General features: G+C 65.9%; 17 protein-coding genes, 1 pseudogene and 1 riboswitch. Of the genes and pseudogenes, 3 read left to right on the forward strand and 15 right to left on the reverse strand.

Going from position 1 to position 24051, the window contains the following annotated elements; genetic code table 11:
• Nucleotides 1-15: 15 nt before the first annotated feature.
• A complete protein-coding gene (gene galK, locus NQK35_RS05620; protein WP_257113393.1) occupies nt 16-1263 on the reverse strand; it encodes a galactokinase in 1248 nt (415 codons plus the stop codon).
• Nucleotides 1264-1381: 118 nt separating this feature from the next.
• Between galK and NQK35_RS05625 the strand changes: the two genes are divergently transcribed.
• Nucleotides 1382-1930, forward strand: coding sequence for a 2'-5' RNA ligase family protein (locus NQK35_RS05625; protein WP_257113394.1), 549 nt, complete (start codon nt 1382-1384; stop codon nt 1928-1930).
• Nucleotides 1931-1974: 44 nt separating this feature from the next.
• On the opposite strand, the gene NQK35_RS05630 is transcribed toward NQK35_RS05625, so the two are convergent.
• From NQK35_RS05630 to glyA, 3 genes and pseudogenes are all read right to left on the reverse strand, one after another.
• Complete coding sequence (locus NQK35_RS05630; protein WP_257113396.1) at nt 1975-2802, reverse strand: exodeoxyribonuclease III; 828 nt, start codon at nt 2800-2802, stop codon at nt 1975-1977.
• Nucleotides 2803-2916: 114 nt separating this feature from the next.
• Nucleotides 2917-3821 (reverse strand): annotated as a pseudogene (locus tag NQK35_RS05635) (bifunctional methylenetetrahydrofolate dehydrogenase/methenyltetrahydrofolate cyclohydrolase).
• Nucleotides 3818-5107: a serine hydroxymethyltransferase gene (gene glyA / locus NQK35_RS05640; RefSeq protein ID WP_048742982.1), complete on the reverse strand. Its 1290-nt coding sequence runs from the start codon at nt 5105-5107 to the stop codon at nt 3818-3820. The pseudogene NQK35_RS05635 and the gene glyA overlap by 4 nt, the downstream one beginning before the upstream one ends.
• A gap of 40 nt (nt 5108-5147) precedes the next feature.
• Nucleotides 5148-5232, reverse strand: a riboswitch (ZMP/ZTP riboswitch).
• Between the two features lie 308 nt (nt 5233-5540).
• Between glyA and NQK35_RS05645 the strand changes: the two genes are divergently transcribed.
• Nucleotides 5541-6236 (forward strand): sugar transferase, encoded by a 696-nt coding sequence (locus NQK35_RS05645; RefSeq protein WP_009213326.1) that lies wholly within the window; start codon nt 5541-5543, stop codon nt 6234-6236.
• Between the two features lie 154 nt (nt 6237-6390).
• Here the strand turns inward: NQK35_RS05645 and NQK35_RS05650 are convergent, their stop codons facing one another.
• The 4 genes from NQK35_RS05650 to NQK35_RS05665 form a co-directional block, all read right to left on the reverse strand.
• Nucleotides 6391-7131: a WecB/TagA/CpsF family glycosyltransferase gene (locus NQK35_RS05650; protein ID WP_009213325.1), complete on the reverse strand. Its 741-nt coding sequence runs from the start codon at nt 7129-7131 to the stop codon at nt 6391-6393.
• A gap of 5 nt (nt 7132-7136) precedes the next feature.
• Complete coding sequence (locus tag NQK35_RS05655; RefSeq protein WP_257113401.1) at nt 7137-10598, reverse strand: fibrinogen-like YCDxxxxGGGW domain-containing protein; 3462 nt, start codon at nt 10596-10598, stop codon at nt 7137-7139.
• 209 nt (nt 10599-10807) lie between these two features.
• Nucleotides 10808-14275: a fibrinogen-like YCDxxxxGGGW domain-containing protein gene (locus NQK35_RS05660; RefSeq protein ID WP_257113403.1), complete on the reverse strand. Its 3468-nt coding sequence runs from the start codon at nt 14273-14275 to the stop codon at nt 10808-10810.
• Between the two features lie 114 nt (nt 14276-14389).
• Nucleotides 14390-15877, reverse strand: coding sequence for an oligosaccharide flippase family protein (locus tag NQK35_RS05665; RefSeq protein ID WP_257113405.1), 1488 nt, complete (start codon nt 15875-15877; stop codon nt 14390-14392).
• Between the two features lie 59 nt (nt 15878-15936).
• On the opposite strand from NQK35_RS05665, the gene NQK35_RS05670 reads away from it, so the two are divergent.
• Nucleotides 15937-16581, forward strand: a complete 645-nt coding sequence (locus NQK35_RS05670) for a hypothetical protein (protein ID WP_048742976.1) — start codon at nt 15937-15939, stop codon at nt 16579-16581.
• On the opposite strand, the gene NQK35_RS05675 is transcribed toward NQK35_RS05670, so the two are convergent.
• The 7 genes from NQK35_RS05675 to purU all read right to left on the reverse strand — a co-directional run bounded on the left by NQK35_RS05675 (nt 16502) and on the right by purU (nt 24005).
• Nucleotides 16502-18019 carry an O-antigen ligase family protein gene (locus NQK35_RS05675; RefSeq protein WP_009213320.1) on the reverse strand — a complete coding sequence of 506 codons (1518 nt, stop codon included), beginning with the start codon at nt 18017-18019 and terminating at the stop codon, nt 16502-16504. The genes NQK35_RS05670 and NQK35_RS05675 overlap by 80 nt on opposite strands.
• Nucleotides 18016-19377, reverse strand: a complete 1362-nt coding sequence (locus NQK35_RS05680) for a glycosyltransferase family 2 protein (RefSeq protein ID WP_257113408.1) — start codon at nt 19375-19377, stop codon at nt 18016-18018. The genes NQK35_RS05675 and NQK35_RS05680 overlap by 4 nt, the downstream gene beginning before the upstream one ends.
• Nucleotides 19374-20723 (reverse strand): membrane protein, encoded by a 1350-nt coding sequence (locus NQK35_RS05685; protein ID WP_009213318.1) that lies wholly within the window; start codon nt 20721-20723, stop codon nt 19374-19376. The genes NQK35_RS05680 and NQK35_RS05685 overlap by 4 nt, the downstream gene beginning before the upstream one ends.
• Entirely contained in the window at nt 20720-21628 is a 909-nt protein-coding gene (locus NQK35_RS05690; protein ID WP_257113409.1) for a glycosyltransferase family 2 protein, read from the reverse strand. The genes NQK35_RS05685 and NQK35_RS05690 overlap by 4 nt, the downstream gene beginning before the upstream one ends.
• Nucleotides 21621-22391 (reverse strand): CDP-alcohol phosphatidyltransferase family protein, encoded by a 771-nt coding sequence (locus NQK35_RS05695; protein WP_257113411.1) that lies wholly within the window; start codon nt 22389-22391, stop codon nt 21621-21623. The genes NQK35_RS05690 and NQK35_RS05695 overlap by 8 nt, the downstream gene beginning before the upstream one ends.
• The gene (locus NQK35_RS05700) at nt 22388-22885 is read right to left on the reverse strand and encodes an adenylyltransferase/cytidyltransferase family protein (protein WP_034231679.1); all 498 of its coding nucleotides are present in this window, start codon (nt 22883-22885) and stop codon (nt 22388-22390) included. The genes NQK35_RS05695 and NQK35_RS05700 overlap by 4 nt, the downstream gene beginning before the upstream one ends.
• A gap of 265 nt (nt 22886-23150) precedes the next feature.
• Nucleotides 23151-24005 (reverse strand): formyltetrahydrofolate deformylase, encoded by an 855-nt coding sequence (gene purU, locus NQK35_RS05705; protein WP_257113412.1) that lies wholly within the window; start codon nt 24003-24005, stop codon nt 23151-23153.
• Between the last annotated feature and the right edge of the window lie 46 nt (nt 24006-24051).

Genomic DNA, 24051 nt, shown 5'->3' on the forward strand with positions numbered 1-24051 from the left:
CCCGGTTTCTTACCGTCAGTTCATGCGTCCGGCGGGCTGGCTGGGCAGGGCTCGGATGAAGTGGGGTGCCTCCCAGCCGCGCTCGGCGTATGCGCGGGCGATCGCGCTCGCGACACGCGTCGTCGCCTCCGCGTCCACCAGGGCAATGGCGCTGCCACCGAATCCTCCTCCGGTCATGCGGGCGCCGTGGGCCCCGGCAAAGCGGGCGGCCGCGACAGCAACGTCCAGCTCGGGGCAGCTGACCTCGTAGTCGTCGCGCAACGATTCGTGGGAGTCATACATGAGGGCTCCGGCCACGGCGAGGCGGCGCCCCTCCAGCGGCCCCTCGTCAAGCAGCTCAATGAAGGCGCGCGTGCGCGCAATCTCGGAGATGACGTGCCGCGTGCGAGCGGCCAAGCGCTCGTCCCCGAGGGCTGCGACTGCCTCGTCCAGGTCCGTCGCGTCGGCAAGCTGGCGGACGCCGAGGAGCCTGGCGGACTCTTCGCAGTCCGCCCGACGCGAGCCGTACTGTCCGTCGGCGAGCGAGTGCTTGGCGCGCGTGTCGATGACGAGGAGCTCGAGGCCGACCCCGCCGAGGTCGAAGGGAACCTGGCGGGTGGACATGTCGGAGCAGTTGAGGGCCAGGGCATGGCCCTCTTGGCAGCGCATGGAGGCGGTCTGATCGAGTCCTCCCGTGTTGGCACCCGCGATCTGGTTTTCGGCGACGCGAGCGGCGTCGACGAGCTCACGTCGTCCCTCGTCGTTGGGGGACTCGATCGGTCCCGCCAGGCCGAGGGAGCACACCTCGTCCAGGGCGACGGCGGTCGCGCACTCCAGGGCGGCACTCGAGGACAGCCCTCCCCCGAGGGGGACGCACGACCACAGTGCGGCATCGAAGCCGGGGATCGGGCCGTGTCCGGCCTTTTCCAGCGCCCACGCCACGCCAGCGAGGTACGCGGTCCAGTGGTTGGTCACCTCGCCCGGTCCTCCCTTGGGCCCAAGGACGTCGAGATCGAGAACGTCGACAGCGTCGCGGGTCTGCGGCGAAATCAGTCGGATCGTTCGATCGGCGCGGGGCGAGAGCGCAACATAAGCGCGGTGCGGTAGCGCGATCGGCAGGCAGGGGCCGCCGTTGTAGTCGACGTGCTCGCCAATAATGTTGACTCGCCCCGGGGCGCTCCACACGCCCCTCGGTTCATATCCAAAGGCATCGCGAAAGAGAGCGTTCGCCTGGGATGCCCCTTCTTCCGGGCTGGCGGCGTCTGCCCACACGAGAGCGTTCAATGGGTCCTCCTTGTCATCACACCAAGGCTACGTGAACGCCCTCACATTCTTCAAGCCGTGTGCCGCAGGACCCTACCGGTACAGTGGAGCCACCCCATACGCGACAGAGGCAGGCGTCATGTTCCTCCCCCAACGACTCCCCGGCCAGGAGTGGCTCGGCGTCGTCGTCGCTATCCCGGAGCCGTGGGTCACCCAGCTGACCAACCTGCGGCTGCGCTTGGGCGACCTGGCCGGCTCGCGCATCCCCGCTCACATCACCCTCATGCCACCCACGCCGGTCGCCCGCGACGCGCGCCCGGCAGTCATTGACCACCTGCGCTCCATCGCGAGCCGTCATGCACCCTTCCGCGTCACCCTGCGCGGCACAGGCTCGTTCCGGCCCGTCTCGAACGTCGCCTTCATGACCCTGTCCGAGGGGGGCGCCGCCTGCGTGGATCTCGCCGAGGAGATTCGCTCGGGCCCCCTCGACCACGAGTCACGCTTCCCCTACCATCCGCACGTCACCCTGGCTCAGGACGTTGACGACGTGGCGTTGGACCTGGCGCTCGACATCGGGACGACCATCGAGGTCTCGTGGATCGTTCCGGGTTTCCGCTTGGACCGCATCGACCCCTCCGGGCTCTACTCCTCGATGGCTCTCTTCGACTTCGACGCGAGCAGCCGCTAGGAGAATGCGGCGCGCGCCGTACGGCGGCGGGGTCGGGGAGGCACTCAGATGTCGTAGGTCACCGACACCGGGGCATGATCGGAGAATCGGGCGTCGTAGTCGGGCGCCCGTCCGATGTCGAAGGAACGAGCGAGCGCCCCGAGCCGCGGGGTCGCGTACTGGTAGTCGATGCGCCATCCGGCATTGTTGACGAAGGCTTGTCCACGCCAGCTCCACCACGAGTAGGGCCCCTGGGTATCTCCGGCGAGATCGCGCACGGTGTCCCGCCACCCCTCGTCTACCCACCGGTTCAGGAAGGCAATCTCCTCGTCCAGGACCCCTGCCCTCTTGTTGTGGTTCGGTGTCCAGTTCTTGATGTCGCAGCGCGAGCGCACCACGTTGAAGTCCCCGCAGACCAGGGACGAGACGCCACCGTTGGCTTCCTCCGCGATCAGCTCGGCCATCCGGTTTCCGATGCGAGGCAGATGCGCCATCTTCGCGTCCTGCTTCGGGGTGTCCTTCTCGCCCGAGTGGAAGTACGCAGAGACAACTCGCACGGGGACGCCGCCACCTTCACGGGACACGGTGGCCTCGAGCCAGCGCCCGGAGTCGACGTCGCTTTCGGCGTCGTCGAGGACGAGGCGAGGCTGGCCGTCAATGCGCGCCCTCCCACGCCGCATGGCCACGCCGACCCCCGCGCGCCCCTTGATCCTGCAGGGGACCCAGACGCTGTCCCATTCCTCGCCCATGATCTCCCGGGAGATCTCCTCTGGCGCGCGAACCTCCTGCATGAGCAGGACGTCTGTGTCGCTGACGTGGAGCCACGACAGGAAGCCACGCTTGTGGGCCGCTCGGATGCCGTTGAGGTTGACGCTCGTTACCGTCAGGGTCATTGTTGTCTCCTTGTGCTTGCAATCGTTGCGCGGCGGCTAAGGGGCAGGCGCGGCGACGGATGCTCACCCTCGCTGCCCCTGCCCCGCCTCGCGGCGCTGCTGAGGGGGCGCCGACTAGGGAATCAGTCCCGCCTGGCGCTCCGCGGCCTCGACGACGTTCGTGACCAGCAGGGCACGCGTCATCGGGCCGACCCCTCCGGGGTTCGGGCTGATCCAGGACGCGACCTCGTCCACCCCATCGGCGACATCCCCCATCAGTCGCGCCCTACCGTGGGCGTCCCGAACCCGGCTGACGCCGACGTCGAGGACGATCGCACCGGGTGCCCCATGTCAGGGGTGATAATGCCCGCGCTTCCGGCGGCAGCCACGACGATGTCCGCGCGACGCACGTGTGCGGCGAGGTCACCCGTGCCCGTGTGGCAGACATCGACGGTCGCGTTGACTTCTTTGCGCATCAGCAGCAGTCCGATGGAGCGCCCCACCGTCACCCCGCGGCCGACAACGCACACGTTCTTTCCGGCGAGGTCAATGCCGTGACGCTCGACGAGCTCGATCACAGCGCGGGGCGTGCACGGCAGGGGCGAGTCGATCGGGCCCGACCCACGCAGGACGAGGCGTCCGAGGTTCATCGGGTGCAGGCCGTCGGCGTCTTTCGCCGGGTCGATGCGCTCAAGGACGGCATTCGTATCGATCCCCTTGGGCAGCGGGAGCTGGACGATGTAGCCCGTACACTCGGGGTCGGCGTTGAGACGGTCGATGGCGGCTTCGACCTGTTCCTGCGTGGCATCGGCCGGCAGGTCCACTCGAATCGAGCGCGCCCCGATCTGCGCGCAGTCGCGGTGCTTGCCCGCGACGTAGGCGATGGAGCCGGGATCCTCACCCACCAGGATCGTTCCCAGTCCCGGAACGACGCCGACGGCGCGTAGCTTCTCGACGCGCTGCGCGAGCTCGGACTTGATTGCGGCGGCCGTGGCCTTGCCATCGAGGACCTTCGCGGGTCCAGGCCAGGGGGCCCTCATTGCTCGAGTCCGGCGTAGAGGGGATGCTTATCCGTCAGCTTCTTGACGCGCGCGCGCAGCGTCTCCACCTCGACGTTGCCTCCCGAAGCGCCCTGGACGAGGGTCGTGCCGATGATGTCCGCAACCTCGGCGAAGTCCTCCGCATCGAAACCGCGTGTCGCGAGGGCGGGCGTGCCGATGCGCAGGCCCGAAGTCACGGCCGGCGGACGCGGATCGAAGGGAACCGCGTTGCGGTTGACGGTGATGCCGACCTCGTGCAGCAGATCCTCGGCCTGCTGGCCGTTCAGCTCGGAGGCGACCAGGTCCACCAGGACGAGGTGGACGTCGGTGCCCCCCGTGACCAGCTTGATGCCCGCCTGGCGCGCGTCATCTGCTCCGAGGCGCTCGGCGAGGATCTGAGCCCCCTCGAGGGTCCGACGCTGGCGATCCTTAAACTCGTCGGTCTGGGCGATCTTCATGGCGATCGCCTTGGCGGCGATGACGTGCATGAGCGGGCCTCCCTGCTGGCCGGGGAACACCGACGAATTGAGCTTCTTGCCCCACTGCTCGCCGCGCGAGGACAGAATCATGCCGGAGCGGGGACCCCCCAGGGTCTTGTGGACGGTGGTCGTGACGACATCCGCGAAGGGAACCGGGTTCGGATGCAGGCCTGCCGCAACCAGGCCCGCGAAGTGAGCCATATCCACCCACAGGGCGGCTCCGACCTCGTCGGCGATCTCTCGGAACGCCTGGAAGTCGAGGTGACGCGGATATGCGGACCAGCCTGCGATGATGACCCGGGGCCTGTCGGCCAGCGCCGCCTGGCGCACCTTCTCGGGTTCAATGCGCATGGTGTCACGATCGACCTCGTAGGCGAGCGCCCTGTAGTTCTTTCCCGAGAAGTTCAGACGCATGCCGTGGGTCAGGTGACCACCGTGAGCGAGGGAAAGACCGAGAATGGGATCGCCAACGTTGGCCATGGCCATGAGCGCCGCGGCGTTGGCCTGAGCGCCGGCGTGAGGCTGAACGTTGACGTAGTTACCACCAAAGACTTGCTGAGCACGCTCAATTGCCAGGGATTCGGCCACGTCGACGAACTCGCATCCGCCGTAGTAGCGCCGCCCCGGGTACCCTTCTGCGTATTTGTTCGTCAGGACCGAGCCCTGCGCCTCGAGAACGGCTCGCGGAACAAAGTTCTCAGAGGCGATCATCTCCAGGGTGTCGCGCTGTCGCCCGAGCTCGGCATCTAGAACAGCCTGGATCTCGGGGTCCAGCTGCGCCAGCGTCACGTCGTTGAGGGAATCCATCGGGTTCTCCTAATTGATCATTCGATTGTGGTTGGCGGTGGCTTCTAGCCCAGGCGGGCGGCTATCGATGCCGACGCGCCGCTCCCCGGTGGTGGTCCACCTATTCGCCAGTCACGACGCGTTTCCCAGTCTATCCTCCGCCTGTTTCCCTCGCAGCTTTCACGGGTGTCAGACAGCTACCACCTGGTCATGACTTGTTACAAATCAACGTGTGGAACTCTCATGGTGCACGAAATCACAGCATTTTTTCGCTTGTAGTTAACCTTTTGGTTAGCAAATAAGCTAACCGTGTGGATAGACTAGGGTTAACACCTAACGATGACCGATACGCGCTCACCACGTTTACCCCGTAAACGTCCTAGTCGGCTCGGGTTTGACAGACCTAACCGACATGCAGCATTTGAGTTTGATTGAGCAGAAGGAATAGGCACAGATGACAACCTTGACAAAGCCCACCGCGCGGGCCGCATCAACGGCTTTCGCACTTGAGCATGCATCTGATTTTGCCGTGTCCGCCGACAGGGCAATCAAGCGCGCATGCGACATCTTCGCAGCTCTCATCGGAATCATTCTCCTGACTCCCCTCTGGCTTGTCGTCGCCCTCGTCGTGCGTCTCAACGACGGCGGACCGGCCTTCTTTACGCAGGAGCGCGTGGGCCTTGACGGGCGGACTTTTACCATGTTTAAGTTCCGCACCATGCGCGTGGATGCTGAGGCCCTCAAAGCCTCGCTCCAGGAGGCCAACGAGGCCGACGCCAGCGCGGGAAACTCGATCATGTTCAAGATTGCGAACGACCCGCGCATCACGCGAGTCGGAGCTTTCCTGCGCAAGACCTCGATTGACGAGCTTCCCCAGCTGTTCAACGTCCTGCGCGGCGACATGTCTCTCGTCGGCCCCCGCCCCCCGCTCCCCAGCGAGGTCGCGCAGTACGAACCGCGAGTGATGGGCAAGTTTGCCGTTCGTCCCGGCATCACGGGACTGTGGCAGATATCCGGCCGCTCCAACCTCTCCTGGGACGAGACGGTTCACCTGGATCTGTCCTACGCCCAGCACCGCTCCCTGACCCTGGATGCGTGGATCATCCTCCAGACCATCCCCGCGCTCCTGCGCCACGAGGGAGCCTACTAGACCCGCTTGCGTGTGTGTGATGACGGGTGGGGCTCGAGCCAACGGCTCGGGCCCCACCCGTGTCTGAACCTAAGACTCTGTCTCGGCCTTAAGGGCTGTGGGGGGCGAACCAACGGTTCGCCCCCCACAACCGACAAGCAGTCCTATCGCGAGCCTATCGTGCTCCTTCGACCACCAGCCCCAAATCGTCAAAGTGCCCGATGGCTTCCAAGCGCCTGATGAGTTCGGGAGCGTGGGCGACGAAGTCGAGAGCCTCGATCGTGTAGCGCCTCGTGAGACGACGCGGCTCGTGCGCGATACGCCACGCCCACCCGAGCCTCGCCGCGTGCACCCAGTCGGGGAAGTAGTCATCCGCAGCCGCCGAAAACTGGTCGATCCACCCACCGGCGACGCAAGCGGAGGCACTGGGCACCTGCTCGAGCGCGTACGCGGCGACGATGTCCTGGAGGCCTGCACCCAGGCCGACGACAATCAGACGCGGATCAAACGCGCGCAGAATCCCAGGATCGGCCTTGAGGCGACGCAACCCCTCGTAGCCGTCGATCGTCTGAACATCGAAGCGCGGCAGGCGCGCGGCCGCCGCCTGCCCGGCTTCCACGGTGGTTCCGATCAGGGTGATGCGCGTTCCCTGATCAAGCCGATCGAAGACGTACGGAAGCACCAGGTCCGTTGACGTGCGAGCCACCGCGTGCCCCGCGGCACGCAGCCTCATCTGCAGGAAGGTCCCGTCGAAGCCGATAGTGTTCATGCGCGCCAGCGCGCCGAAGTCCGCGTGCAGCAGCGACCAGTGGTTGAGCCAGGATGTTGCGTGTCCGCGGGTCAGCAGGCGGTCGGCCATTGCAGCGAACGCGGCGTTGTCGACGACGGAATCGGATGTCGGCTTGTTCTCGGTCATGGGGATTACCTCACCATCCTCGCTTTCAGATCGAAGGTAACAGATGCGGCGCCGCCGTAGTTGGCGTGCTCCTCGATGGCGATGCGATTCACCCCATCCTTGAGGTGCTCGCTCGGCACCGCGATGACTACGAGGTTCTTGCTGGCTTCCGCGAGAGGGACGCTGGTCGTTGCCCGCGTGTCGGGAGTGATCGTTCCCTCGGGGAGATTGACCCGCTTGAGTTCGGTGCCGTTGATGTAGATGACGGCTCCATCGTCAACGCGCACGCGTAGCGTGAGGTCAAAGTCTGCGGTGACCGTGCCGAAGTTGACGTCTCGGGCGTAGTAGGTCGTGATGGGGCGGTCCGCCTGGGGCAGATCGAAGGGTGTCCCCGCGTCCTTGTCGCCCCATCCGATGGGGGTCGGGCCGTGTTTCCACGTCGACAGGTCGCCGGTCGAGTTCCAGGCGGCATCGGGGGCTTCCTTGGAATTCCAGTAGTTCCAGTACATGCCCGTCGGCATGAAGTTGCCGAAGTTGAAGCCGGATGCATCCAGGGCACCGAGGGGCTTCTCCGGGTCGGGTTCGACGCGCATGTCGGGCGCCGGCGCCGGCGCGGGGTCGGGCTCGGGATCGGTGGGCGCAGGGCGAGCGGCTTCCGCTCCACCGGGAACGGCGCTGACTTGGGCATCGATGCTCATCGAGATGCTGGAGCGGTAGTTGAGGTGTGTTTCGACGGCCAGGATGTTGACTCCGGCGCGCAGGAGCGACGCGGGGACGAAGACGGTGCGGCGATCCGCCCGGGCTGCGGGCGTCGATACCGATGCGTTGGCGAAGGTCCCTGCGGAGACCGGGCCTTCACCGATCCGCTGGCGCGCGACCTCGGTGCCATTGACGTAGACGACTGCGCCGTCATCGGCGGTGACGGTGACGTTCACTCCGCCGATCGCACGCGGATCGGCGAGCGCGAAGGGGGTACGCGCGTACGTTGTGATGGGGCGGCCCTTGGCCGCACCGGGAGTGAGCTTGGTTCCCAGCGTGGGAGCGCCGTAGCCGATGGGCGCAGCGCCTCGCGGCCACGATGAGTCGTCGAACGTGGGTTGCGTCCAGTCTGCGGCGACGGCGTCGGTGGACCAGTGGTACGACCACGTGGCGTCCTCGGCGACAAGGAGCGTCGCATCCTCCGGAGTGAGGGCGGAGCCGTCGGAGGCGACCGAGTAGACGGGAGTCGAGGCCCCGCGCAGGCCCTCGGAGGAGACGGCGCGGACGAAGAAACGGTTGTTGCCCGCCAGGGGCACGGTGACGCTCGTCGACGAGGTCGTGGCCACGGTGCGGTCATCGCGCAGGATCTCGTAGGAGGCCGCCCCGGGAACAGTGGACCAGTGGAGGGTCACCTGCTGGGCGTTGCCCTCCGACGAGCGCACGCTGGCGGGGGTGGCGGGAGCAGCTCGCCGCGTGGGCATGCGGACGAAGCCACCTGACCATTGGCTGGTCGTGCGCGTGGTGAACGAACGGGTGAAGTCACCACCGGCCCACAGGGCGCCGTCGTCGGCCATCTCGAGTGCCCACCCGCCGGTCGAGCGTTGGGACGCCAGTCGATAGGGTGTCCATCCAAGCTGCTTTCCCGTGGCCTCGTCCCAGCCTCCGACCCACTGGATCTCGTCGGCGCGGGTCCAGGTGTTACCCAGCTCGAAGTAGCGGTAGGCGTCCTGGAACGTGAAGTCCGAGCAGTGGCACGAAGCGTAGAGGACCCCCGAGGCCGAGCGGGTGCTGGCTTGCAGATCGCCGCCGTTCGCCATGACGATGGATCCCGACGTGCGGGTCATCGTGTCGGCGTTGTATCCAAACAGGGAATGCTGGGAGCCGCCAAAGTAGACGCGGCCATGTGCGGCCGTCACAGTCTGCTGGTACTTGCCGGTGTAGAAGGAGTGACGGAAGGTCCACGACTGATCGAGGGCGGCTCCTGCCGAGGTGGAGACGCGGGCTGCGTTTTCGGCGCTCCTGTCGTGAACCCGCGTGAAGAAGCCGGCGGCGTAGTAGTAGCTGACATTCTCATCAACGTCGAGGTCAACGACTGTCCCGTTGAACTCTGGGTTCCACGTGCGGTCGGGGGTGCCGGTGAGGCTCACGCGCGCGCCGTTTCGAGCGTAGACGCGGGTCGATCCGTTGCTCAGGTGAGTGAAAGCCCCGGCGAGGTAGATCGTGTCGCCAACGAGCTTGGCGGACTTGACGGTGACCCTATTGGAGGAACCGTTGCGGATCTGGAGAGTCCATGAGGGGTCGACCGCACCCGTCGTCGTGTCGAGGAGGACTGTTCCCGTGTGCGCTTCGCCGTTGACCCGCGTGAAGTCCCCGACGGCCAGGAGCTTGCCGCCGGGGAGTTCGACGAGATCCTTCACCTGGTTATTGAAGGTGAAGGTCTGTCCGTTCCACTCCCCCGTTGTCGCATCGAATCCGGCGAGGCCGCTGGTCGCCGTCTCGGCACCGTCCTTTCCTTTCCGCACCCCGGTGAAGTTACCTCCGACGTACATCGTGGAACCAACCTGCTCGAAGGCCTGCACCTGGATGTTGCCTTCGCTCACGGAGCCGTTGAGGTTGCCGCTCACTCCCCACGACATGGGGGAGGCGTATTCGGACACGGTGGCCTTCGGTTGCTCGGCGCCGGTTCCGCCGTCGTTGATGGCGGCAAAGCCCGCGTCATCGGAGGAGATCTGGGGGCGGATGTAGACCTCTGCGTAGGGGTTGATGATGGTGCCGTTGCGGTGGAAGAACGACGTGGGCGAGGACGTGTCGTACCACGACTGGGCGAGCGGACCGTAGCCGAAGCCCATCGTGTACTTGTTCTGTCCCGTCGCCGTGAGGTTGACGTACCCCCATGCAGTGTTGGACCCGAAGCCCGACCAGACGATCCCGCCGTTCAGCCACGAGTCGTGGCCAAACTTAACACTGACCGGGTGGGCGCTCTTGAAGGGCCAGATGAAGTCACGCATCTTGGGGAAGCGCATGCGCACGGTCTGGTAGCTGGTGCCCCTGGGGTTGTACGCGCGCTGGACCATGATGCCGTCGTCAAGGTCTGAGACGGCACCGCCGCCGAGGAGCCCGTTCACGGTTTCGTGGGAAGCCTGGAGGACACCGAAGTCGCCTGCGGTGCGGGGGCGAGTGGCGAGCTTGGACTGATTGCCCTGCCCCTGAGCCCATGTCTCCCAGCCTTCGCGTCCGCGCCCGATGAGGACCCAGCCGCCGCCGTCGGTGGTCTGGTCGCAGAAGAAACGACCCGGAGCATTCATCGTGGGTGTCTCGAGCCAGTAGGTTCCGTCCTGAGCGGACGGGTTCTTCTGCTTGATTTCCCAGCATGATGCCGCAGCCGTCGCTTCGCTGAGTCCGTCGTGGAGGGGATCGGCAGCCGCGTTGGTTGCCGGGGTGAGCGTGAGCGCTCCGTAGGCGGCCAACGACGCACATCCGAGGGCAAGGCAGCGGCGCACAGTCTTCATCAAGTCCTCATAGGTCGCACGTTAATGGTTACTTCTATACTGTCACGGGCTTCGGCAGTACTCAACCAGTCGGTTAACAAAACCCGAGAGTCTTTGACCACACACAAGGGAACCCCCACCGCAGCGGTGGGGGTTCCCTTGTCAGCCACTGCGACCGAGCCTTAGCGGCACGGGCGCGGGGCTGTCGGCCCGATGGGACGCTCTCGTTTCTACCTGGCCAGCGTGGCCGTCAGGTCGAATGTCATGGACGGAGTGCCCTTGTAGTTGACATGCTCCTCGACGCCAACCCTGTTCGTTCCGTTCGTCAGGAGCTTGGCCGGGATGGTCACCTCAAGCAGGTCGGAGCTTGCCTTGGAGGCCGACACGGCCGCGTTGGCGAAGGTCGTGTGCCCGATCTCCCCGTCCGACATGCGCCTGGTGGCAACCTGCGTTCCGTTGACGCGCAGGACGACGCCGTCATCCGCTCGAACCTTGACGGTCAGCGTGGTCGATGGCGTGATGGTGCCCAGGTCGATATCGCGCGCGAAGTAGTAGGTGATGGCACGGTCCTTCTTGGCGATGTCGAGGGGCGTGGCCGCGTTGGCGTCTCCCCAGCCGATGGGCCCGGACCCGCGAGACCAATCCGCGAGGGAGGCACCGGTCGACCAGTCAGATGCGGGCGCGGTGGTCGAGGTCCAGTAGTTCCACTGCGTGCCCGAGGGGATGACCGTACCGGTCTTGACCAGGGCCGCATCGATGCTGCGGCTCGCGTCCCCCGTGTTCTCGGCCTCGGCGTCGTTGGCCCTGGCGCCGCCCGAACCCGTCGAAGTGTCCGGGCGCCCTTCGACACGCACGATCGATGCCTGCATGGACACGGTGGCGGTACGCAGGTAGTTGACGTGGGTCTCGACGGCGATGACGTTCTCACCCGTCTTCAGTGCGGAAGCCGGAACGAATGTCTCGGACTGTGCGGCGACTGCCGCACTATAGCGCGGGGCCGATTCGGCTCGCGTGTTGTAGTCGACGGCGCCGGACCCCATACGGGTGCGGTGGACCTCGACGCCATTGATGTACACGACGGCACCATCATCGGCCAGGTACTTCAGGGTGATCCCCTTGAGGGAGTTCGCGTCGTGCACGGTGAAGCGCGACCGGAAGTAGGTGGTCACAGGACGGGTCCCCCGGCGCTCAAGCTGCGTGGTGATACGCGGATCGCCGTAGCCCAAGGGGGCCGCTCCGGTCGACCAGTCGGAGTCGTCGAAGGAGTTCTGTGCCCAGTCCTCGGGAGCAGGACTGTTGTCGGCACGGTAGCTCCAGGTTGCACCGGCGTCCAGAAGCACCGGGTTCGCGGGGTCCGCCTGTCCGTGAGCCGGAGGCTGGTAGGCGGCCGTGGTGGCAGAACGATTGCCTGCGGCATCAACGGCGCGCACGAAGAAGCGGTTCTCGCCACCGCGCGGCACCGTCACCGAGGTCGCGTCTGTGGAAGCGATCGCCCTGTCGTCACGCAGGATCTCGTAGGATGTGGCGTCGGAGACGCCTTCCCACGACAGCGTCACCGTGGATTCGTCGGCCGAGGAGCTTCGCACGGCGTTCGGCGTCTCGGGAGCGACGTTGTCACGTGCGTCGTATCGGGCAAAGCCACCGTTCCACTGCGTGCGGGAAGCGTCGATGTGGGACAGGGTGAAGTCTCCTCCCACCCACAGGTTGCCGTTGGTGTCGGTGGTGAGCGCCCAGGCGCCCGTCCTACGCTGCGAGAGTAGCTCGAAGGGCGTCCAGTGGAGGTGTTCACCGGTGGTCGCGTCCCACGCGCCGACCCACTTGATCTCGTCGACGCGAGACCAGTCGTGACCGGCCTCCCACATGCGCTTGTCCTGATAGCTGCCGTCGGAGCAGTGGCAGGAGGCGTAGATGACGCCGTTGGCGGAGATCGTTGACGCCTGGAGGTCGCCGCCGTTACTCATCGTCACCGATGCGGAGGTGCGCTGATTGGAGCCGGTGTCGTAGCCGAAGAGCGAGTGCTCCGACCCTCCGATGAAGACGCGGTTTCCGTCCGCGGAAATGGTCTGCTGGTACTTGGCCTGTCCTTCGGAGGAAGGAACGAAGGCGAAGCCCGTATCCTGGGCGGCTCCGGCTTGGGTGGAGAACTTCGCAGCGTACCAGGCGCGCTCGCCTCCGTGGGCGCGGCTGAAGTATCCGCCGAGATAGATGGAGCTATTGGCCTCGCTGCCCCTGATGGCCTGGACGGCACCGTTGAGTTCGGGGTTCCAGGAGCGGTCGGGGACGCCATCGAGCGAGACACGGGCGGCGTTGCGGCCGTACACCCGGTTGCGGGTTCCTCCGCTCAGGTGCGTGAAGGAACCTCCGAGGTAGACGTAGCCGTCGTGGTAGGTGGCCGCACGCACGCTGACCGCTCCGCCGCGCAGAGCGCTCGAAATGGTCAGACCCCACGAGGAGTCAACCCGGCCGGTCGACGGGTCAATGACCGCCGTGCCCACGTGGGATTCGCCTCCGACGCGGGTGAAGTCCCCGGCGGCGAGCAGCTTGCCGTTGGGAAGAGCCACGAGGGCCTTGACCTGTCCGTTGAAGTCAAAAGTCTGGCCGGTGAAGTTCCCGGTTGCGACATCGAAGGCCGCAAGCCCCTGGGAGGGGACGACGGAGCCGTTTTCGCCCTGCTTCACGCCCGTAAAGTTGCCGCCCACGTACATGGTGGAGCCGACCTGGGCGAAGGCCTGAACCTGAATGTTTCCCTCTCGCACGGAGCCGTTGAGGTTGCCCGTCACGCCCCACGAGGTACGGGCGGCGTACTGCGAGACGGCGCGGGTCACCGTCGAGGCGCCTACGCCTTCGTCAGGAATACGAGCGAAGGCCGAGGAGTCCGAGGCGATGCGGGGACGAATGTAGGTCTCCGCATACGGGAAGACGGTCTGGCCGCTCTTACGGAAGAAGGATGAAGAGGAGGAGACATCGCCGCCCCATCGCGCTGCATCCACCCCATAGCCCCAGCCGATGTTCCAGCCGGTGCGCGTCGAAGGGTAGACCTGGAGCGCGTTCCATCCCCGGTCGTAGCCGGGTGAGTTCCAGATGTCGTTCGAGACGGCGCCGCGGCCATCGATCGACATGTTCACGGGATGCCCCATCTTGAAAGGCCATACGAAGTCGGTCATCTTGGGGAACTGGAGGTCCAGCTTCTGGTAGGAGCTGCCGTTCGTGCTCCAGGCGCGCAAGACGCGCACCCCATCAGACTGATCCTTCACCGACTCGTTGTTGAGGAGCTGATTGATGGTGTCGTTGGAGTACTGAACGACATCAAAGGCGGAGGCGTTGCGCTCGCGCGTGGTCAGCTTCGAGGGGTCTCCCTTGCCGCCGCTCCAGCCTTCCCAGCCCTCGCGTCCGCGGCCGATGAGAACCCAGCCTCCGCCGTCTGTTGTCTGGTCACAATAGAACTGGGCGGGGTGTTCCATGGCGGGAGTCTGCAACCAGTAGGCGCCGTCGGCGGAGCTGGAATCATGCTGCTTGATGTCCCAGCAGGAGGCAGCGGCCGTGGCGGCAGAGAGTCCGTCACGCACAGTTGTCTGACCACTTGCGGGCGCCGCGGGCTGAACGCCTGCGGCGCCCGCAGCGGGAGCGAACGCAAGCAGAGCACACGCAACAATCGGCGTGGTTGCACAGATCGCAAGGCGCGAAATCGCGGACGACATGGCACGACCTTTCGGAGTAAATGGACTTGATGAATAAATAATTACACAACAAGCCCTACCCCATCAACCGAACGGTCAAGCACGACTTTCACAGGCGCACCACGAGCCCCTCGTTCAACGCTTCCTCGCCCTCACAAGGGACCCAAGTCCCGTCAGATGGAGGCGTTCCCTGAATATCCAGCAGGCGCAGGCAAAAGTCACAATCGACAGCAGTGATCCAGTAACGGTTGCAACAAACGAATCGCGGCCGAGAACCGCAGCTATACACCCGCCCGGAATCGCCACGGAAACTCCGACAACGAGGATCGGCTTGACCACTTCGGAAAGTTTTGGTGTCACGCCGACGAATCGCGAGACCTGAACGGTGGCCATTGCGGCGTCAAGGACCATGCACACCGCCCACACGATGGCTGCAGCGACCATTCCGCCGCGCGGAATGAAGATGATGTTACCCACAATGTTGAGCGCGAGGACGACGATCTTGTTCACCGCCGCCCATCCGGAGCGCCCACTCATGATGAGCAGGGAGTGAATGTTACCGGCCATGAAGGTCACGATGGAGCCTATGCACAGAACCACGAGGACACTGGCCCCCGGGGCGAAGCCATCCCCGAGGATCCGCATGAGCGCCGGGGCGAAGATCGCCATCAGCGCATAGATCGGAGCGGCGAACAGGACCAGCCAGATGGAGGCCGTCCCATAGAGATCTCGCAGCTCGCCGGTACGCCGTCGATGCAAGAGCTTGGAGAACTGGGGCGAGACGACAACTCGCAGCGCCGTATCAACCACCATTCCCGCCTGAATGAAGCGAATCGCTCCACCGTAGATGCCCGAGGCAGCATTGCCCGCCAGCATGCCCACGAGGAGCACGTCCAACCACTGCAGGGCCTGCTCGAGACCCGCGGTCAGGGTGCGAGGCAGGGCGAAGGAGAGAACCTGGCGCCGCCTCTTCGACGAGGGCCATCGTCCGAACGAGTCGACGGCGGAGGGCATGTGCCGCAGCAGCAGCCACCACGCCGCGACGAGAACAACCGCGAAAGGAAGCGCCCACGCAACAGAGACGAGCGCGAGCGATCCCGTGAGCGCCGCAGCGAGCGCGACCAGGAGAGGGCGAAGGCCAGGAAGCAGGAGATTTTGAACGAGGACGTACTCACGCATGTTTCCGAGGGCGCGCAGAGCCGCCGAGGCAACGAGCGTGAGCGCACCGATCGGGACAAACCAGAGGACGGCGCGGGTGGAGGACGCCACCTGGGCGTCCCAGATAAAGGGCGCGGCGACCTCGAGAACGAGAACACACACGGTCGAGACGGCTACCGTCATCGTCGCCATGAAGGACAGCGTCGCCCGTATCTCCTGCGGGGCATCCAACGAGAGCCGCGGAAGCAGGTAGATGGCGGTCGAGTCAAGGCCGACCTTGGCCAGCGCCATGACGATGGCGAAGACACCGGTCGCCTGAGTGACCACACCCGCCCCCTGCGCACCCAGCATCCGCGACAGGATGATCGTGAACGCGAACCCAAGGACCGCCGAGGCGGCAGCGCCCACGAAACCGGCAATGCCGCTACGCGCCAACGAACGTCTGGCTTGATTTGTCTCACTCATGTCCGTCCTCCCCGCTAGCCAGCGGTAACCTTGCTCCATAACCGAACGATGGGATACTCATGGACTTCGTCAACTCACTCTCGCCGCTGCGCAAGAAGATCCTCCTCGCGGCCGCGATCCTCCTGATCATCTCGCTCGTCGTCGTGGCCGTCCTGCGTCTGTCGGGTTCCCCCCACGCCGATACTGCCGCCGCCTCGGGCACGCAGAGCGCCCCCGACGACCAATCCGGCGAGCCGCAGTCGATCCCGAAGACCATCACGCCCCAGTCCGGCGGCCCCTCGAACGCGTCCGGGTCCCTCAGCACCGACGCGGAGGCGGCCGGACAAACCTCTTTCGTCGTCAACACGCTGTGGGGGGCGTACTCCGATCCTGCCCAGGCGCAGGCAACAGACCTGTCCTCCGTGCTTACCGCTTCCGCGCTGGAAGAGTTCGACGCCCAGGCAGTGGAATGGTCCCGCGACGGAACCCACGCCACGGGCACGCCCACGCTGGAGGACGTGCATATCCTGAGCGATGACGGGGCGGGCAACGTCACGGTATCCGCGTGCGTGGATTCCTCATCCGTGAGCGTCCTCAACGACGCGGGAACCTCTCTGACGGATGACACGACCATGGCTCGCGCCCTCACCTATTTTCAGTTTGTGAAGGATGGCGAGAACTGGAAGCTGTCGGGGGTGTCCTTCCCCGACGACCCGACTTGTTGAGCCGCTCCAGCATCCGCGTGGAGAAAGCCCCGTCGTTCGCGGCGGGGCTTTCCCATTCCCCGACGCGGACGATGGGCGCGGCGCGCATCGTCCCCGCGACGCTGCCCGGCGTGGGCGCGCCCTCACGCTCGGCGGCCTCGTGACGCAGAGGTTCGTTCTCTTCCTCGAGGTGTCGGGCCAGCAGCGCGACGGCCACGACGGAGAGCATCAGGCCGGTGTTCATGCCGTAGTAGAACTGCTCAACAAGGGTCGCCAGGATGATGCCGCCCAGGATCGACCCGTACACGTCCGTCGCGCGCCACACGCGCGGAAGCATCCGAACGAAGAACGCGATGAAAAGGAAAGCTCCGACGATTCCGTAGGAGAAGAGCACCGTCCAGAATTGTCCCTGCGTGCCCAGCGACGGAAGCCACGCGGAGGCGGACGGGCGCGGTGCTCCAAAGCCCAGGAGCGGGGATTCAGCCAGTTCCGAGATGGTTTCGAGGTAGTTCGAGGCTCGGTCCTGGGTCGAGGAGGAAGCTGCCACTCGTTCGAGGAGCGATTGTGAGGCTGGCGTCGCGAGCCATGCGCCGATACCGATGACGACCGCTGCTCCGATGCCTGCCACGGTTTGCCACGCCCCAACCCTCAGGCGTTGGAATCCGACCCACAGGACGACGATCAGCAATCCGATATACATGCCTCGATTGAGCGTTGCCGCGGCCGGGATGACGGAAAGAGCACACAGCGCCGCAGCGACGAAACGCCACCGTGAGCGTTCGCGCCACAGGACGAACGCGAACACCAGGGCCAGGGGGAAAATCAACGAGAAGACGTTGCCGTAGGTGTTGGAATAGATGAACGGGGCGGAAGGACGAGGATCGGACAGCGCCCACGACGTCGGGTTCCACTGGGTGGTTGCGCGCCTGACGAACTCCTTGACGAAGTCGTTGCCGTGAAGCGAACGCGGAACGACGTAGTACATGAGCGTCTTGAAGCGCAGGGTCGGAAACGCCATCGCGATGAATCCGCCCACCGTCGTGGATGCGAGAAAACCCCACATGGTTGCCACGATCGTTCGCACGCTCAAAGACTTGCGGGCGTTGAAGGCGTAGACGGCGAAGATGCCGGGAGCAAGCTCGAGAGCAAAGCGGTAGATCGCGCCGATGACGCGGCCACCGGAATCCAACATGGACATGGAGGCAATCACCCAGGCGAGGAAGAAGACCCACAGAATGGTCCCCGGCGGAAAACGCAGGCCGCTGCGGCCCACCATCAGGACGAGCATGACGATGGCGAAGAGCGGCCACATCAGGTCGCCGGCCCCCAGGACCCACCAGAGTAGGTATGCGCAGTAGGCGACGACGAACGGCCAGGCGGGCAGGTCCTGCACGTCCTCACGCAGTGGCCCGATGCTGGCGGGGGCCGGTTTGCCCCAGATTCCTCGGCGCGCGCTCACGCCTCCGCGTCTCCTTCCCGGGGGTGGGCCTCCTCCTCGGAGGCCGGACCGGTCGGGTACTCGCCGCGCGCGTCCTCCCGGACGGCGCTCTGGCCGCCCTCGTGTGCCCGATCCTGGGCGCCGCGACGGCTGGGCACCAACCTGTTGCGACGCCGCGAGGACAGGTAGAGGAAGGGCCCTTCCAGGAAGCCCTTGATCTCGGAGATGGTGAGGGATCCGGGCATGTCGCTGTCGGTACCCGAGACCCGCTCGCCTCCGGGCTTGATGCGGGCCAGAACAGCTGGCACTCGCGCAAACAGGGAGGCAAGGATCGTGGGCTTGGCGAGGATTGCCTTGGTGAGCAGGGCGGCCATGCCCGAGCCGTTGCCACGGATCTGCTTGTCGAGGCCCGCCTCGTCAACCCGGTGGCGGTGGTGCACCAGCGCATCGGGAGTATGGACGATGATGTCACCCGTGGCCAGGATGCGCGCAAACATATCGAGGTCCTCGCCTCCGCGCGTCGATGTGCCCGCTCCGAGGGCAGGATCGAAGGGGCCGACCTCCATCAGAACGTCGCGGCGTATGGCCATGCACACCCCTGCCCCCACGCGGGCGGTCGTCACGGGGTACAGCGGCCCCCCCTCGCCCTTCTCCCCCAGCGCCTCAAGGCCGCGGGGGAGGTCTGCCGTCGACCACACGCGCGCGGTGAAGTCTTTGGGGAAGCCTCCTCGGGATTCGAACCAGCGTTGGGGCGCGTAGCGCTGCTGGAGAGGCAGGACGATGCCCGTCGTCGCAGCCACGTATGGGGAGGCCGTGAAGGGGTCGATCATGGCCGTCAGCCAGTGGGGGTCAACGATGGCGTCGTCGTCGGTGAAGACAATGACTTCGCCTCGAGCCGCGAGAACGCCGCGGTTGCGTGCCCGAGACAGGCCCTGACGCGACGCCGAGACGATACTCAGCCGGGTGTCCTCGATGCCTGCGAGCTTCGCACGCGTCAGGCCCGTGTCGGGAGCGTTATCGACGACGACGAGGGTGAAGCGCTGATGGTCCTGGGCAAGAATGGCTCGCACGGCCTCCTCGAGCATGTCCGAGGACCCGACGGTGCACATGATGACGGTGGCGTCAACGTCGGCGCCAGCACCCTCCTCCCATCCTCGGGCGGGCGCGGGTGGAACAGCGGCGACGCGCGGATCCTCCTCCGGGTGATCGGTGCCCTCGATCTCCACGAAACCGGAGTTGCGTCCATGGTCGCGCACGAGGACGAGCGCGCGAGGAGCCGACGGGTCGCCGGAGACGAGCTGGCTGACTCGGGCACTGCGGTCAACGTGCCAGACGGAGGCCGCCAGGTGATCGTCGGCGAGCTGGTCCTCGACGCTCATTGTTGTTCCTTCACGTCGGCGATGAAGTCCCTGGCGGGCATCGTGTCCGTCGGACTTTCGCTGACCGGGGTGACGCGGCCTCCATCCGGCGACGAGGCGGTCGGGCCCTCAGGCGTCTCGGCCAGCGCGGCGCTCGGCCTCGGCGCCGAGGCCTGGGTGGCGCTGATCGGTTCGCCCAGGTAGATCATGCCGTTGACTTCTCGGTTGATGAGTGCCAGTTCATTCAGAAGAGCGTGCAACTTCTTCAGGTCATGCCCCCCGCGCACCGCGATGAGCACGTGTCGGGAGGGACGAACCTCGTCCAGGAGGGAGGCCAGCGGCTGGTTGATGTCGATGAGCCGCGGCGCCGGCACCCTCGTCTCGGCCAGGGAGCGTGAGAGGACGCGGTGCAGCGGGCGCGCCTGTGGGTCCGTGGCGTCCACGATCAGGTCAACCCAGTGATCGCGGTCGATCGCCATGGCAAGCATTCGGGTCGGGGCGAGCCACGGCTCGGGTGCCCCCTCCTCGGCGCTCCACACGGGCAGCGCCGTGAGGTCGGCGAGCTGAGTGGGGGAAGCGAGCGAACGCGATCGGGTTTCCTGAAGGAGTACCGTCACGAGTCCGATAAAGAGGCCGACCGCCGTGGTAATCAGAATCATGCGCGACTTCGAGGGGGTGACCTCGTCTACCGAGGCATCCGCGTTCGTGAGAACGAGGCCGGCGCTGGCGTGGTAGGGAACGAGCTGGGCGCTCTGCTCGGTGAGCTTGCTGATCTGGGTGCGCAGCTCGGTGGCACGCGGGTTCGCGGTGGGCTTGCCGTCCTCGTCGACGAGCGCAGGTAGCGCCGCCAACTCGTTTTGCAGCGCCGTGATCTGCTCGTTGATGACCGCGCTCATCTCATCAGCGCGCTTTTCCACGAGGGAGGTGCGCTGCTCGAGGTAGTGCGCAGCGATCGCGTCGGCGGCGGCCACGGCCGCCTCGCGCGTCGACGCGGTGTAGCCGATGTTCACGATCGTCCCGTTCGTGTCACCCGACACCTCAAGGTTGTCACGCAGCTCGCTCGCTGTGATGCCGCCGCCGAGTTGGGCAGCAGCGGCATCCAGGACAACCGCAGACTTGGCGATCCCCTGCTCGGTGGCCATGTCGGTCGTGTTCGACAACGACGCCCGCACCGCGGGAGCCGGTGTCGGAGACGGGGAGGTGACCGTCATCGCGACGGTCGCGGAGTGGGCGACCGGCACGGCGAATGCGGCGGCGACACCCACGACCAAGCCGGCCACGGTTCCTACGACAATCGACTCCCAGCGGCGCGCCAGCGCGTGGCGCAGGATCTGCTGGCCGCCGGTGGGCGGAGGAGTAAGAATCATGACTGTTCTCCTTGGAGGTGAGAGCGCACCCACGCGGCGCGCGCGTTCAGCCGACGCTCGAGGACGCGGCGAGACGAAGCGGGTCGAGACGCGACCCCCTGAGTGTAGACCTGCACGAAGCGGTCGAGCTCACGCTCGGCCCGATCGCGAGGAAGAGAAAGCAGCGACACCAGACGCGGCAGCTCCCGGCCCGTGAGCGCGACCGACAGGTCCGCAAACGCGCGCGCCTGCTCCGGATTCCTCCATGAATCCGCTCGCCAGGAGGCGTTTCCAGTGACTTGTCCGGGATGAATGCGGTAGAGCAGACCCCACGCCGCCAGGCGACGGATGCGCCCACCAACGGCACCGACTCGCAACCACAGGTCGTAGTCTTCGGCGGGAACAGCGCGATAACCTCCGACGCTGTCGATAATCTCGCGCGTGGCCAGCATCGTCGGATGGCACACCGGGTTCGTCAGCAGAAGGTGCCACCCCATGTCCTCGGGAGTGATCTCGTAGGGAACACGAGGAACCGGGCGCGCACCCCGCAACTCGATCATCTGCGTAAAGACCATGTCGTCGTCGCGTTCGATAGCGCGCATCGCGCGCTTGAAACGGCCCTTGAGGGACACGTCGTCGGCGTCCATTCTGCCGACAAGGCGTGAATCCGTGCGCTCCATGAGCTGGGTGAGGACTCGCGACACACCTCCCTCGCCCGGCGTGATCTCCTCGATGCGCAGGCGCGGATCGACCACTCCCCCACGCGAGGCGCCTCGGATCGCCTCCCCGACCGTCGAGTCGCACGACGAGTCGTTGCCGACGACCAGCTCGGCGTCACGAGGCATCGCGGCGAGGGTGGAGGACACCGCCCGCGTGATCGTGTCCGCCGCGTTACGTGCGGGCAGGAGAACGGAGAGATCAGGCACGACCGCCACCCGCCGCCGCGGCGGCGTCAAGCGCCCGCAGGTCGCTGAAGCGACGACGCAGCGATATCGCGCAGTGGGCGATCGCCACCGCCGCAAGGAGGGAGTACAGAACCATGAACGGAGCGCCCAACCCCCACAGCACGAACGACCAACACAGGACACCGGGGTCGGTGGGCAGCAGGATGAAGGACCTCAGGTTGCCGCCGCGGGTCTGCTTGCGTCCGGCAGCGCGCACGAATTGTTCGGCGAGGATCTGACTCATGAACTGGCCGGAGGTCACCCACCCGTAGGCAAGCGCCACGAGCGCGAGCCACCACGACTCCGGGAGGTGGGCCATGACCGCGATGGCGGTACAGAAGTGGATCGCGGGCGAGCGGAACGCGTCAGCAACGTGGTCGACCCACTCCCCCGTCTTGGACGAAGCACCGGTCACGCGCGACACCTGCCCGTCGGCGGAGTCAAACATGAAGCCGACGGCGAGCGCCACTCCCACGATCAGGCCCGACCACCAGGCGGGAGACAAGGCGACCAAAGCGACGAGGCCGATCGCCGAGAAGCACACCGAAACGAAGCTGACAAAGTTCGGCGTCCACCCTGAGGCGGCGCAGGCGGCGGCGACCACGCGGGCGGCACCCCGGTTGACCCACCGCATGTAGGCGGGCACGCCGGCACCCGGTTTCTGCGCGGCGGCGAGCGCCGAGCGGTAGGCCGCGAAACGGCTGCCCCACGAGGAGGAGGGATCGACCGCGACGGGCAAGCTCATTGTGCGTCCCCTTCCGCCGTCGTCTCGCTCGTCGTGCTCGCGGCCTCGTCGGCGAAGTCTTCCGGAGCGATGAAGCGACGCAGCTTCGTTGAGGATGTCGAGGGCGTGTAGGGCAGGTAGACCACGCGGGCACCAACCTCCGCCATCTCAGCTTCGAGCTGAGCGCCCTTGGGGGTGCCTTTCCAGTCGTCACCTTTGAAGAGAACGTCAAAGGGCTGCAGGCGCCACGCCAGGCGTTTGTCCTGATCGAGGTCCACGACGACCGCGTCGACGAAGCGCAGGGAGGACACGAGGTCGCAACGCTCCTTCAGCGGGATGACGGGGGCACGCCCCTTCATGCGGATGAGGGCCTCGTCCGAGGTCACCCCGACCACCAGACGATCGCAGCGCTCACGGGCCGCGCGCAGGATATTGAGGTGTCCCTGATGGAACATGTCAAAACCCCCGGGTACGTAGCCGGTGACGGAGGTGCGTTGCTGAGTCGTTTCGTCCACGCATACAGTGTGCCATTTATCAGACGGTCAACGCGACGCTTACCCACTAAATGACCGAAAGATCACGTCTCCGCTTTATCCACACAGTAGCAAACTCGGCCGCGAAAGCTAGGAAAGTCAAGCAAAAATGACCACGTGGCCGCACCGGTGTTCCAACAGGGCGCGCCGTGCCCGCCCCAGCTCACGGCCGACGCTCGCCAGGGGCACCCACCCAGCGCCCGGGCGCTGGCCACCGCGCAGGAGCGCGCGGCCCGCCCGAGTGTACTCAGCGCGAGAACACGACGGTGCGGTTGCCGTTCATGAGGACGCGTCGCTCTGCGTGGAATCGAACAGCCTGAGCGAGGACCCGTCGCTCGACATCTTGACCGAGCGCGACCATGTCGGGAGTGGAGTCGGCGTGGGATACCCGCGTCACGTCCTGCTCAATGATCGGCCCCTCGTCGAGGTCGGCCGTGACATAGTGGGCAGTTGCACCGATGAGCTTGACGCCGCGCTCGTGGGCCTGCGCGTAGGGACGCGCGCCCTTGAAGGAGGGGAGGAAGGAGTGGTGGATGTTAATGACGCGGCCTTCCATGGCGCGACAGACGCCGTCGGAGAGGATCTGCATGTAGCGGGCCAGGACGACCAGCTCGACGTTCTCGGAGGCGATGAGGTCGAGGAGCTGGCGTTCCGCGTGCGCCTTCGTGTCCTTCGTGACAGGTATGTTGAGGAAGGGCACGCCGTAGAACTGGGCGACGGGGGCAAGGTCGGGATGGTTGCCAACGACCGCGATGACGTCGATCGGCAGGCCCTGCGTCTGCTGGCGGTACAGGAGGTCGGTGAGGCAGTGGCCTTCGCGCGACACCATGATGATGGTGCGCAGTTTGCGGCCCAGGTCGTCGACACGGTAGGTGGCGTCGAATTCTTCGGCGACGGCGGCCAGGCCCTCGTCGATGGGTGCGCGGCCCTTCGGGGAGTCCACCTCAACGCGCATGAAGAAGGTGCCCGTGTCCGAGTCGCCGAACTGCTGGGACTGGACGACATTGCCGCCGGACGCGCCGATCACGCCGGTGACGGCATGCACGATACCGGGGCGGTCCGGGCAGGACAGGGTCACGACGAGCTGCGCATTTTCAGTCATGGGTTTCAGTCTACCCAGGTTCGTAGCCGTCAACGAAGCCGGGGCA

The sequence above is a fragment of the Schaalia odontolytica genome, assembly GCF_024584435.1.
Classification (GTDB): domain Bacteria; phylum Actinomycetota; class Actinomycetes; order Actinomycetales; family Actinomycetaceae; genus Pauljensenia.

Bases quoted from the DNA above. Each gene is read 5' to 3' on its own strand.
- NQK35_RS05660 (WP_257113403.1), bottom strand. From the start codon at position 14,275: ATGTCGTCCGCGATTTCGCGCCTTGCGATCTGTGCAACCACGCCGATT.
- NQK35_RS05645 (WP_009213326.1), top strand. From the start codon at position 5,541: ATGACAACCTTGACAAAGCCCACCGCGCGGGCCGCATCAACGGCTTTC.
- NQK35_RS05670 (WP_048742976.1), top strand. From the start codon at position 15,937: ATGGACTTCGTCAACTCACTCTCGCCGCTGCGCAAGAAGATCCTCCTC.
- NQK35_RS05685 (WP_009213318.1), bottom strand. From the start codon at position 20,723: ATGATTCTTACTCCTCCGCCCACCGGCGGCCAGCAGATCCTGCGCCAC.
- NQK35_RS05625 (WP_257113394.1), top strand. From the start codon at position 1,382: ATGTTCCTCCCCCAACGACTCCCCGGCCAGGAGTGGCTCGGCGTCGTC.
- NQK35_RS05650 (WP_009213325.1), bottom strand. From the start codon at position 7,131: ATGACCGAGAACAAGCCGACATCCGATTCCGTCGTCGACAACGCCGCG.
- purU (WP_257113412.1), bottom strand. From the start codon at position 24,005: ATGACTGAAAATGCGCAGCTCGTCGTGACCCTGTCCTGCCCGGACCGC.
- NQK35_RS05680 (WP_257113408.1), bottom strand. From the start codon at position 19,377: ATGAGCGTCGAGGACCAGCTCGCCGACGATCACCTGGCGGCCTCCGTC.
- NQK35_RS05630 (WP_257113396.1), bottom strand. From the start codon at position 2,802: ATGACCCTGACGGTAACGAGCGTCAACCTCAACGGCATCCGAGCGGCC.
- NQK35_RS05695 (WP_257113411.1), bottom strand. From the start codon at position 22,391: ATGAGCTTGCCCGTCGCGGTCGATCCCTCCTCCTCGTGGGGCAGCCGT.
- glyA (WP_048742982.1), bottom strand. From the start codon at position 5,107: ATGGATTCCCTCAACGACGTGACGCTGGCGCAGCTGGACCCCGAGATC.
- NQK35_RS05665 (WP_257113405.1), bottom strand. From the start codon at position 15,877: ATGAGTGAGACAAATCAAGCCAGACGTTCGTTGGCGCGTAGCGGCATT.
- NQK35_RS05655 (WP_257113401.1), bottom strand. From the start codon at position 10,598: ATGAAGACTGTGCGCCGCTGCCTTGCCCTCGGATGTGCGTCGTTGGCC.